Genomic DNA, 12,060 nt, shown 5'->3' with positions numbered 1-12,060 from the left:
GAAAAGCGACATCAATCCTGCTAGAAATCTCAGAGAATTATGGGTTTCCATAATGCGAAAAAGCAATCTTTCCGTTCTGATGGGTATCGAATCGAAGAGAAGGGTGCAGGGGCTGATCGCGATATATTTCTCAAATAGGGTCAATTGATGAAGTTTATCGCTTTTCGAGTGGTTCGGCGAGGCTGTCAACAAGGCTTATACACACGTCTAATCTATCTACGGCGCACAGAAAAAACATCGGATCATCAATGTTCTCATAATCAAGCGCGTCATTCAGAGAGAGTCATTTTGATTCTCCCTGTTCTTTTTAACCATGTCTGGTCAGATTGGCGAACATCGTCAGATTCCCCCGTCAACTTCTGGACATTATGCGTTTGCACTAACAGTAACGGTCAATTTTTATCTTCATGAATTGGGTAATTTCTTCTTTGTCATAATCTTTTAAACTCCTATACAAATTAACTAACTCAATTTCTGTTTCATCAAGCGAAACATTAAATAATGCTTTCTCCTCACTAGCCTCAAGAAGAGTATCTCCAACAAGCAGCCACTGTAAGTTTGTATTAAAAACTTTGTGTATGGATAGAATGGTCTCCAGTGATGGATTATATTTGCCCTGCTCTAATTCACTTAATGTTGCTTGAGAAATCCCAATTAAGTTTGAAAATTCATTCTGATTTAATCGGTTTATTTTACGAATGATTCTAATACGATCCCCTACGCTTGCTTGCAAGTTACCTCTCTCCTTTCGAATTGAAAAATGTCCCGACGAAAATAATCATCGGGACATTTAAGGGAGTAATATTCATTTCCACCAACTCATCACATTAGAACAAAACTTTATTGGTAATTATTTTTCAGAACAACACTTTATTGTTCGGAACAATACTTTATTGTAATGAGTCAGTCTACAAAATCCCCCGTCTTCCCCTACTCCACCGTCACACTTTTCGCCAAATTCCGCGGCTTATCCACATCATGCCCCAGTGCAAGCGAAGCGTAATAGCTCAGCAGCTGCAGTGGCACAACCGACAGCGCTGGAGCCAGAAGCGGGTGAGTTTGCGGTATGGCAAACGTTTCGTCTACAGCCTTCGCGAGCTCGTCGTTGCCTTCCATATGAATGCCGAACACTTGAGCGCCGCGTGCTTTAACTTCTTTGATATTGCTGACGGTTTTCTCAAACAGCGCTTCCTGTGTCGCCAGAGCGATGACCGGAATGCCGTCTTCGATCAGCGCCAGCGTACCATGCTTCAGTTCGCCTGCCGCGTACGCCTCGGAGTGAATGTACGAGATTTCCTTGAGCTTCAGCGAGCCTTCCAGCACGGTTGCATAGTCCAGTCCGCGGCCGATGAAAAACAGGTTGTGGTGCTTCGCGATTTGCTCAGCCACCTCGCGGATCGTCTCCGACTGGGTGAGCATATGCTCCACCTGCTTAGGCAGCTCCTGCATCGCGGCCAGCACTTCGTTGACAAAACCGGCTTCCACGGTTTCCAGCGTTTGCGCCAGATACAAGCCGAGCAGGTAAAAGGCGATCAGTTGCGAAGTGTACGCCTTCGTCGAAGCAACCGCAATCTCCGGACCGGCCCATGTGACGATCACATCGTCCGCTTCGCGGGCAACCGAGCTGCCAACCACGTTGGTAATCGCCAGTACACGCGCTCCGTTACGCTTGGCTTCGCGCAGCGCGGCCAATGTATCGGCCGTTTCACCAGATTGGCTCACGACAATCACCAGCGTCTGCGGCGTGATGATCGGCGAACGGTAACGGTATTCGGACGCTACATCCGCTTCGACCGGAATCCGCACCAGGCTTTCGATGACCGATTTGCCGACTAATCCGGCATGGTATGCCGTACCGCACGCAACAATATGGACATTGCGGATGTCCGCAAGCTGTTGAGCCGTCATACCGACTTCTGGCAGCAGCACCTTCTTGCCGGAAGCGTCAATTCTCGCGCCCATCGTATCCCGGTAAGCCTTCGGCTGCTCGTGAATTTCCTTCAACATAAAATGATCAAATCCGGCTTTTTCCGCCGTCATAATATCCCAATCGACATGGAATAATTCCCGGGAAATAAAATTCCCTTCCAATGTCATCAAAGTAACGTCGTCTTTTGTCAATAAAGCCATTTCGCCGTCGTTTAAAATGTATACGTTGCGTGTATGCTCCAAAATGGCCGGGATGTCAGAGCCGATAAAGTTTTCGCCTTCCCCAACGCCGATGATCAACGGGCTGGACAGACGAACTGCAACGAGCTTCTCCGGCTCATATTCGGTGAGCACGCCCAAGGCAAAAGCGCCTCTCATCCGCGTGACAGCCTGCTGCACCGCGCGAACAATGTCGCCGTCATACAAGCTGGCGATCAGATGTGAAATGACCTCTGTATCTGTTTCCGAGACAAAGATATGGCCTTGCTCCGTTAACTCTTCCTTCAACTGCATATAATTTTCGATAATGCCGTTGTGTACAACTGAAAACTTGGACGAGTTGTCCGTGTGCGGATGCGAGTTCAAATCCGACGGCTTGCCATGCGTCGCCCACCGGGTATGACCGATCCCGATGTTTCCGTGCAGCGGCGCTTCTTCAAGCTTGGACTCCAGCACGGCCAGACGCCCCTTGGACTTCTTGATCTGCAGCCCTTCTGTCGTATAGACGGCAACTCCGGCGGAGTCATAGCCGCGATACTCCAGCTTTCTTAACCCATCAATCAATATATGTTGTGAATTCCGTTTACCTACATAACCAACAATACCGCACATATTCATATCCTCCAATTGTCGAAAAGCCTGCCGACTCTTCCTGGAGAAACGCATATCCTATACAGGCGCCTAAGAAGCTCGCTTCGTGCTCCGTGCGCAAAGAAAGCTTCGCCTGCTTCATGCAGGCGCAATGATTTAATTGTCGACACGAAGCGGAAAAGCTCCTGCAGCTTGCGCTCTCACGAGGAAGCATTTGCCCTTGGCAACGAAGCTTTTCATTCGTTTTAGTTTTGATTCGCCATCCCGCTGAGCTTTTGTCTGCCCGGTCGCCCGGACAATTTGTTGCTCCGCTTACGGTTAGGATGATGACCGGAAGGTCCCCGCCGAATGTTTCGAACACCTTCACCTCGTCAACTGGGACAATCGTCTGCCGCCTTGCCTGCCTTGATGTGTTGTCTGAGGAATTGTTGAGAAGTCCACCTGCCCGACTTAATCGGTGCCGGTGACTTGAGACCGAATCACATCACAGTACAATGCCGCTAACGCTGCCGCCAGTTCTGGCGCTTGTCAAACGTCGCTAACCTCTGCCCACCCTTCCGTTTCCTAATTGACATAATCACATCTTATGCATTTTAAGGATAAAGCGCAACCCCTAATTTTCATTCCGTTTTCATTTCATTCCTTTGTCCCATTTCTCGCATCTGCTCCCATGCCGTTTCGACAAAAAATCCCTGAAACCGGCCGCGGCCCGTCCCAGGGATCGTTCGTTCAGCGTACGCTTCGGACCTATACAAGCTCCCGCTCGATGACGGCTGCAATCTGCTGCACGTAAGCATCGACGATCGCTTTATCCGGCCCCTCGGCCATTACCCGGATCAGAGATTCCGTACCTGACGGGCGCACCAGCACACGTCCGTTATCCCCGAGCTCAGCTTCGACCTTGGCGATTTCGGCGGCAACGGCTGCGTTATCCTTCAGCTTGCTTTTGTCGCCTACACGGACATTAACCAGCTTTTGCGGGAATTTACGCATAATTTTTTTCAACTCGCTCAGCGGCTGTCCTGCTTTGACCAGCGTATCCACGAGCAGCAGCGCCGTCAGGATGCCGTCACCTGTCGTATTATAGTCAAGCAGAATGACATGGCCGGACTGCTCGCCGCCCAGATTGTAGCCGCCCTTGCGCATTTCCTCCATCACATAGCGGTCGCCGACAGCCGTTTTGGCTGCCTTGAGCCCAACCGCTTCAATGCCCTTGAAAAAGCCGATATTGCTCATAACCGTCGTCACAATCGTCTGCTCGCGCAGCTTGCCCGCCTGATTCATCGCATGGCCGATAATGCTCAGAATAAAGTCGCCGTCGACCTCTTCGCCCTGCTCGTCAACGGCGATCAGCCGGTCCGCGTCTCCGTCAAAGGCAAGCCCGATGTGCGCCTGATGCTGAACGACCAGCCGCTGCAGCTCCTCCGGATGCGTCGAGCCGCACCGGTCATTGATATTGCGACCCGTCGGCTCCGCGCCGATCGTGATCACTTCCGCGCCCAGCTCCGCAAATACTTTTGGCGCCAGCTCATAAGCCGCTCCATGCGCACAGTCCAATACGACCCGGTAGCCCTGGAACGAAGAGCCTACCGTCTGCTTGATATAGTCAAGGTACGCATATTTTCCTTCGGCATTGTCGGTCACCGTCCCGATGTCTCCGCCTGTCGGACGCGGCAACTCGTCGATCCCGGCATCCATCAGCCGCTCGATCTCCAGCTCGGTCTCATCAGACAGCTTGAAGCCGTCCGCGCCGAAAAATTTGATTCCGTTATCCTCAACCGGATTATGGCTGGCCGAAATCATTACCCCGGCGTCCGCCTTCAGCGCGCGCGTCAAATAAGCAACCCCAGGCGTCGACAGCACGCCCAGTCGGACGACGTTGGCGCCGATGGACAGCAGACCGGCCACCAGTGCCGCCTCCAGCATCGGGCCGGAAATCCGCGTGTCCTGACCGATGACGACAACCGGCTTCTCCACCTGACCGGCCAGCACATAACCGCCGCAGCGGCCGATTTTATAAGCAAGCTCCGGCGTCAATTCCTGATTAGCGACTCCCCGTACGCCATCCGTTCCAAAATATTTCCCCATTTATCTTCTCTCCCCTATCGGTTAACCTTCCCATTTCTACGCGTTATCTGTGGACAAGTTGCACAGCATGACTTTCGCCAATGAGGCAAACTATTCTCATTATCCCTGATTCAATTCACACGGTCAAATGATGCGTTCATGATGATTCCCTATGGCCGTCCTTACAGACAAAACGGAAGGAGCAGGCCTCCTCCGGCCGTCCTTCCGTTACGCTTTGCGCTGCGATATTGCATAGCCGCATCAAAAGCTTGCTGCTCTCGACTTGGCAGCACTCCGCGGCTTCATGCTCAAGCCCTATCACGGCGTCGCTGCGGCAGGCGTCTCTCCCTCCGCCGCGGCCGGCTTGTCAGCCTTGGCGCTGATTTCGACGGTCGCCTTGAAATCCTGCGGACCGCCTTTTTTCACAAAGGTCGGCAAATTCCATGTCACGGACACCTCGTGCTTGCCCGGCGGCAGGTTGCTGACATCCAGAATCGCCTGCACATCCTGCGGCTTGAGCTTCTCGATAATCGACGGCGCGCCTTCCACCGTCAGGTTCAGCTGGCCGGACTCCGGCAGCACAACCTTTGTATTAAATCCGTCGTTCTGGCCAACGAAGGACAACGGGATCGCCTCCAGCGTCTTCGTTACCGAAGGAACGATGTACACGTTCACCGTCACCTTGTCCGGGTCGAGCTGCTTCACATTGTTGCGCGGCGGAATCGTCAGCGTGAACTCGGCGTCTTCCTTCAGCTCGCTCAGATTCACCTGCGGCCCTTCGTAAAATTCCATCCGGTCCAGCACGTTTTGCGGCCCGTACACCGTCACCTTGTCCGTACTCTGCCGGACCGAAGCCACAGCCAGCCCACGCGGCGGCTCGCCCACCAGCTTGACTTGCAGCGGCACCAGCGTGAAGGGGCTTGTAATCGGCACCTCGACATCGACGACAGCCGGATTGATGACCGCCGTTTCGATCAGCTTGCCGTCCTTGTCGAAAGCCTGGAGCGTTGCTTTTTTCGTCACCGCCGAAGTCGCCTTCTCCACATTGACATCGGCGCGTACCGAATCGACATCGTCATAGATGCGGCTAGGTACCGACACAGTCACCTGCTTAGGCTTGACAACAGGCTGGCCCGCCTTCAACCCGACGCCGGGAATACCCGTCACATTAATTGTCACCTGCATCGACTTGTTTTGCTTCTCATCGACAACTACCTTGACGTTGGAAGGCACAACCTTGGCCGTCACATTGCCGGGGATGCCAGAAGGGGTCACCGGCAGCACGTATTCGCCCTTCCCGACCTGGGACAAGTCCAGCTCCACCGACAAATTGCCGGTGCTGATCGCTTTCTTCAACGCAGCCTCCCGCCCGCTGAGCGATAAGGATACTTGAGCCGGTTCAATGGATTGGATAAAATATTTGTCGGTATCGTATAGGGGCACAATCGTCACATTGCCGATTTGCTGCTCGATCGTCTCCAGCCCATTAGAGCCGGAAACGGAGCCGCCAGCCGACCGTACGACCGCCCAGAGCATGACGCCGATAATAAGCGCGATCACCTTGACGACGTTCGTATTGCGCAGCCATTGATCCATTATCGACGCCCCCATTTCCACACGGAGCTGATTTTCGACTTCTCCTTAGGCTTGGGCTTGGCCTTCGGCTTCAGCTCCTCGAACAGCTTGGAGAGAAGCGCTTCTTCCTTCACATCACGCAAAATGTGACCGTTCATCGTCAGCGACACCTGGCCCGTTTCCTCCGACACAATGATACACATCGCATCCGACACCTCACTCATGCCGATCGCAGCGCGGTGGCGCGTCCCCAGCTCCTTGCTGATGAACGGATTTTCCGACAAAGGCAAATAGCAGCCAGCCGCCATCAGCTGATGCCGGCGCACGATGACTGCACCGTCATGCAACGGCGTGTTCGGCACGAAAATATTGATCAGCAGCTCCGAGCTGATGTGGGCTTCGAGCGCAATGCCTGATTCGATATAATCGTTCAGCCCTGTCTCCCGCTCAAAGACGATCAGAGCGCCGATTTTGCGCTGCGCCATATAATGCACGGCTTTCAGCAGCTCATTGATCTTGCGATTAATGTCCTGCTCCTCCTCGGAGGTCGAGCGGCTGAACAGCTTGCCTCGCCCAAGCTGCTCCAGCGCGCGCCGCAGCTCCGGCTGGAAAATAATGATGACGCCGACAAGTCCGAACGTAAACATCTGGTTCATCATCCACTGCAGCGTGTTCAGCTTGAACCAGGAGCTGAGCGCCCAAGTGACGAGCACGACGAGGATGCCTTTGAGCAGCTGGATCGCGCGAGTACCGCGGACAACAAGAATTAGCTTGTAAATGACGTAACTGACAATACATATATCAACGATATCCAAAACGCGAATGTTCGTATACCAGTCCATGATAGAAGCCCCCAGCCCTTACACGGGATGTTTGTCTCTGCAATTGCTTCCCTTCATCATACCATATTTACAACAAAAAACCCTCCCCTTTCGTAAGAAGGGAGGGAGGATGCTTCGTCCGTACGGTCCGGACCGCCTTACTTGGCGTCGGAAACCTTCGTCACCCAAGTATTCATCTTGTACCATAACCAGCTGAACGCTTCGTCGATCTGTGTAATTTGCCCCGAAATATGCGCCGTTGACGCATAATGCAGCGAGCCGTCGATGACCGTAATGTTGCCTTCGACCTCACCGTCGACCTGCAGCTTTCCGTTCTCAACGGTCAAGTCTCCTGCAACCTTGTGTCCGGCCGGAACAAACACCGTATCCCCTTTGATGACAACGGCTTGCAAGTCTGTTCCCTTCACGAGCAGTTCTCCGTCGCTATTCCATGTGGAAAGAAACGAGGACAGCATCATCAGGGCGAAAATTGCAGCTACCGAAGCCGCCGGATGCTTGCGGACATACCGGTAGAAGACGTTCCGTTGCTTGACTGGAGGCAGCGCCTGCATGACACGTTCAGTCAAGCCGTCAGGTACAGCGGGAACCGCCCACGCATGGACCAGCGCCTCGACCTTCTCGTACTGCCGCAGCCGCTGCCGACATTCCGCGCAAACGAGCAGATGCTCCTTCAAACGGACGGAATCGACGCCTTCAAGTCCGCCATCCAAATATTCGTGCAACAAAGGGAGGGCCTCCTTGCAATCCATCACGAGCCACTCCTTTCTCCTGTCTCCATAACTTGTCGTGGTATACCATACGCAGGAGCAAACCCGGCGTTTCAAAAAAAGCTAAAGGAGCTGCTCTAATTTTTTGCGCAAATATTCCCGTCCGCGATGCAGCCGCGTCTTGATCGTCGTAACAGGCATCGACAGCGCATCGCTGATCTCCTGCAAGGACAAGTCCTGCAAGTACCGCAGGATGACGACGGCCTTATATTTTTCGGGCAGCGCCTCGATGGATTCGCGAATCTGCGCCTGTGTTTCCGATAACGCGACCTGCTGGTCGGGCGGCCGGTCCGTGCTGGCCAATGTCGAATACCAGTCGCTGCCTTCGCCGTCGCTCATCTCCGCATCCAGCGAGTAACTGATCTTGCGCTTGCGCAGCCTGTCGATACAGAGATTGGTGCCGATCCGGTAAATCCAGGTGGAAAACTTCTGATGCTCGTCATAGCGTTCCAGATTCATATAGACCCGCAAAAACGTCTCCTGCACAATCTCCTCCGCCTCATGGCGATTATGCAGCATCCGGTAAGCGAGATGAAAAATTTTATCTTTATACAGCTCCACCAATTCGGCGAAAGCTCCACGGTCTCCGCTTCGGGCGAGCTTGGCGAGCCGGGTGTCCATGTGATTCACCAACCTACCTCCACTCCGAACGCCCCCGCTTGTGCCAAGCCGGGCTCCATTCAGATTTTACAGGCATGAACGCTTCGTTCTTGCTTCGCTAGCAGCGCCTGTTGTAGGAAAAGCATACCAAATCCTACCCCTTCCTGTACAGCCTGCGCCCAAAAGAACCGGACAATTGCGCCCGCGCGGAACAAGAGGACTCGCACCGGGGTAAACGAAAGCCGGGAGCCGCTGGTGTGAACCAGGTCTCCCGGCCGTATCCGGCGTCAAGCGGACGCCATGCCGCCCGCTATTCGGCAATCAGCCGGTGTTGCGAAGGCCGGCCGCAATGCCGTTGATCGTCAGCAGCACCTCGCGGAGCAGCAGCGGATCATCCTCGCCGCCGTCATCGCGTGAAGCGCGCAGCTCCGACAACAGATCCACCTGCATGTAGGACAGCGGATCGACATACGGATTGCGCAGCCGGATCGACTCCTGAATGACAGGAACATTGTCGAGAATTTCCTGCTGCCCGGTAATTTGAAGAATCAGCTCGGACGTTTTGCGGTACTCGTCTTCGATCAGCTGGTAAATACGGTTGGCGATTTTCTGATCCTTGATCATGCTGCCGTATTCCTTGGCGATCAGCAGGTCCGCTTTGGCCAGCGCCATCTGCAGGTTGTCGATCAGCCCGCGGAAAAACGACCAGTTGTTGTACATATCCTGCATGACAGCCAGATGCTCAGGGTTATCCTGGTAGTAGCTGCCCAGCCCCGTGCCAGCGGCATACCAGGCCGGCAGCAAATACCGGCATTGCGTCCACGCAAATACCCATGGAATCGCACGCAAATCCTCAAAGCGGTCGCTGTTTTTGCGCTTGGACGGGCGGGAGCCGATGTTCAGCTCGCCAATCTCCGGCAGCGGCGTCGACTCCTTGAAGAAGGTCATGAAGTCCTCGTCGCGGAAGATCAGGTCCTGATACTTCTGCTGCGCCCGCTCGGATATACCGCGCATAATGGTCTCGTACGTCTCCTCGGAGGCGTCCACCTGCGGATTACGCGCCCACAGCGCGCTTGTAATAAGCGCGGAGGTCGCTTGCTCCAGACTGCGGTAAGCGATGCCCTTGATCGAGTAACGGGAGGACAATACCTCGCCTTGCTCGGTAATTTTGATACCGCCGCCTACCGTATCGGCCGGCTGAGCAAGAATACTCCGGTTGAGCGGCATGCCGCCGCGACCGAGCGCGCCGCCGCGGCCATGGAAAAACTTCAGCCGCACATCGTATTGCTTCGCCGTCGCCGTAATGCTCCGCAGCGCCATCCGCAGCTCCCAGTTGGCCGTAATGACGCCGCCGTCCTTGTTGCTGTCGGAATAGCCGAGCATAATTTCCTGCAGATGGTTCGTGCTGTCCAGGCTGCGGCGATAGGCCGGAATCTGGTACAACGTCGCCATAATGTCCGGGGCGGCATGCAGATCGTCGATCGTCTCGAACAACGGCACCGACTGCAGCGTGCAGGTCACGGAGCCGTCCGCATGCTGCTGGTACAGCCCGGCTTCCTTCGCAAATACAAGCACCTCCAGCAAATCGCTGGCGCCTTGCGTCATGCTGATCAGGTAGCTGGAAATACAGCCGCGGCCAAATTCCTCCTGCGCCAGCTGAATGACCCGGTACACGTTCAGGCATTCCTGCGTGGACTCGCTGTACGTCGTGTAAGGCGATGTGATCGGACGCGGATCGTTCAGCAGCGAAGCCAGCAAACTGATCTTATCCGCTTCGTCCAGCTTCGCGTAGTTTTCCGTGATGCTCATACCTGCAAGCACTTCGGTCATCGCCGACTCATGCTCCTTGCTATGCTGGCGCACATCCAGCGACGCGAGATGGAAGCCGAACAGCTCCACCTGACGAATCAGCTTCTGTACGTAGGCATCCGCGATGTAGTCTGCGAAGTGATTGCGCAGGCTGCGCTCAATAATTTGCAGATCCGCCTTGAACTGCTCAGGGCTTATATATTTTTTCTTGTCACTGACGGAAGGATTGCCCGCATTGCGGATTTTCTCAAGCATAAACCGCATTTTGATCCGGTACGGCTCCTTCTCGTTGCGCCAGCTTTCATCCAGCGAAAGCCCGATGTTAGCGCGATCCTGCTCGATCGAATCCAGCAGCTCGGCTGTCACTTCCACGATATTTTTGCTGAAGCTCATATGGCCGACCAGCGCCTGCAGCTCTTCTTCGTACTTTACGAGCGCCAGCTTGCGGTGCATTTCGAGCGTTTCCCATGTAATGTCCGAGGTGACAGACGGGTTGCCGTCGCGGTCTCCGCCAATCCACGAGCCAAACTTCAGGAACGTCGGCACATGCCATTGCTCTTCCGGATAATATTTCAACAGACAGCGCTCCAGCTCCTGATACACCTGAGGCAGCACGTCAAACAACGTCTCGTCGAAGTAGTACAGCCCGTTGTTGACTTCGTCGATGACGGTTGGCTTCCGGTCGCGAAGCTCGTCCGTTTGCCAGAGGGTGATCACTTCGCCAAGCAGCTTCTCCTTCAGCTGTTCACGCTCGCGGAACGTCAGGTTCGGGTTGTCCAGCTCAGCGACATCCTGCGCGATCCGCTGGTGAATGTCCAGCACGGCACGGCGCGTAGCTTCTGTCGGGTGCGCCGTCATCACAAGCTCCAGCGAGATGCCGGAAATCATATCCTGAACCTCTGCCGAGGAAATGTTCAAGCTTTTCAGCTCGCGGATCACATCCTCGATCGAACCGGGCTGCACGCTTTCGCCCGCGGAACGCTCATAATCCCGTTTGCGGCGAATCCGGTGATTTTGCTCGGCGATATTAACAAGCTGGAAGTAAATAGCGAACGCCCGCACCACCTGATGGCGAATTTCCGGCGCAAGCCCTCCGACCGTTTCCTTCAGCTCCGCATACATCTCGCTTGTATACTGGGCGCGCAGCGTTTTACTCATTTCTCTGATTTTCTCTACAATGGTAAACAGCGAATTGCCGCCTTGGTGAATAAGCACTTCACCCAGAATATGTCCAAGAAACCGGACATCCCGGCGCAGCAAATTATTGGACGTGTTTTTGTTACTGATCGTACTTGAGTCCGACATGGTTCTCCTCCATCCATCTTCATGCAAATGTCATAGCCACTATTTTACCACATCCCCCGACGACGATGTACCCCATTTATGCGCTAAAGCGAAAAAAACATCTGGAGCTGATGTGAAGTGCCGCTGCTGAAAGGTACGGGCGACAATAAAAAGCGGCTTCTGACCGGAGCATTCTAAGGAAACAAACCCTGTTATCAACAGCTTTTGCCATCAACGCCGCGTTTAGCCTACATGGCTGACGTGCCGCTGCTTGACTTTCGGGCAAAGTCTGTCAGGATTCAGCCTTCCTCCATTTAGCAATTTTATACCGTTCTCCTGCCGGTCTGCGGCCGATCGGGAATGATTTCCATCTCTTT

Annotated in this window: 8 protein-coding genes; all 8 read right to left on the bottom strand. The window is 54.1% G+C overall.

The genetic code is table 11. The features are described 5' to 3' along the window. Positions 1-379: 379 nt before the first annotated feature. Positions 380-733, bottom strand: a complete 354-nt coding sequence (locus AC6ROY_RS21270) for a helix-turn-helix domain-containing protein (protein ID WP_500102600.1) — start codon at positions 731-733, stop codon at positions 380-382. Positions 734-930: 197 nt separating this feature from the next. Continuing rightward, positions 931-2,760, bottom strand: coding sequence for a glutamine--fructose-6-phosphate transaminase (isomerizing) (glmS, locus tag AC6ROY_RS21265; RefSeq protein WP_500102599.1), 1,830 nt, complete (start codon positions 2,758-2,760; stop codon positions 931-933). Positions 2,761-3,486: 726 nt separating this feature from the next. After that, complete coding sequence (glmM, locus tag AC6ROY_RS21260) at positions 3,487-4,827, bottom strand: phosphoglucosamine mutase (RefSeq protein WP_500102598.1); 1,341 nt, start codon at positions 4,825-4,827, stop codon at positions 3,487-3,489. A gap of 297 nt (positions 4,828-5,124) precedes the next feature. Continuing rightward, positions 5,125-6,402: a CdaR family protein gene (locus AC6ROY_RS21255; protein ID WP_500102597.1), complete on the bottom strand. Its 1,278-nt coding sequence runs from the start codon at positions 6,400-6,402 to the stop codon at positions 5,125-5,127. After that, entirely contained in the window at positions 6,402-7,223 is an 822-nt protein-coding gene (gene cdaA / locus AC6ROY_RS21250; RefSeq protein WP_500102596.1) for a diadenylate cyclase CdaA, read from the bottom strand. Before cdaA ends, AC6ROY_RS21255 begins: the two co-directional genes overlap by 1 nt. 137 nt (positions 7,224-7,360) lie before the next feature. Beyond that, a complete protein-coding gene (locus AC6ROY_RS21245; RefSeq protein WP_500102595.1) occupies positions 7,361-7,972 on the bottom strand; it encodes a zf-HC2 domain-containing protein in 612 nt (203 codons plus the stop codon). Between the two features lie 81 nt (positions 7,973-8,053). Then, complete coding sequence (gene sigW / locus AC6ROY_RS21240; RefSeq protein ID WP_500102594.1) at positions 8,054-8,620, bottom strand: RNA polymerase sigma factor SigW; 567 nt, start codon at positions 8,618-8,620, stop codon at positions 8,054-8,056. A 291-nt stretch (positions 8,621-8,911) separates the two neighbouring features. Then, the gene (gene ppc / locus AC6ROY_RS21235) at positions 8,912-11,704 is read right to left on the bottom strand and encodes a phosphoenolpyruvate carboxylase (protein ID WP_500102593.1); all 2,793 of its coding nucleotides are present in this window, start codon (positions 11,702-11,704) and stop codon (positions 8,912-8,914) included. Positions 11,705-12,060: the final 356 nt, after the last annotated feature.

The organism is Paenibacillus sp. sg306046 (assembly GCF_059821225.1).
Note: the sequence above shows the minus strand (reverse complement) of the source record. Positions and strands in the feature narration are given on the sequence as shown.

Coding starts and splice junctions, on each gene's coding strand:
- cdaA (WP_500102596.1), bottom strand. CDS start 7,223: ATGGACTGGTATACGAACATTCGCGTTTTGGATATCGTTGATATATGT.
- AC6ROY_RS21245 (WP_500102595.1), bottom strand. CDS start 7,972: ATGGATTGCAAGGAGGCCCTCCCTTTGTTGCACGAATATTTGGATGGC.
- glmS (WP_500102599.1), bottom strand. CDS start 2,760: ATGTGCGGTATTGTTGGTTATGTAGGTAAACGGAATTCACAACATATA.
- glmM (WP_500102598.1), bottom strand. CDS start 4,827: ATGGGGAAATATTTTGGAACGGATGGCGTACGGGGAGTCGCTAATCAG.
- ppc (WP_500102593.1), bottom strand. CDS start 11,704: ATGTCGGACTCAAGTACGATCAGTAACAAAAACACGTCCAATAATTTG.
- AC6ROY_RS21255 (WP_500102597.1), bottom strand. CDS start 6,402: ATGGATCAATGGCTGCGCAATACGAACGTCGTCAAGGTGATCGCGCTT.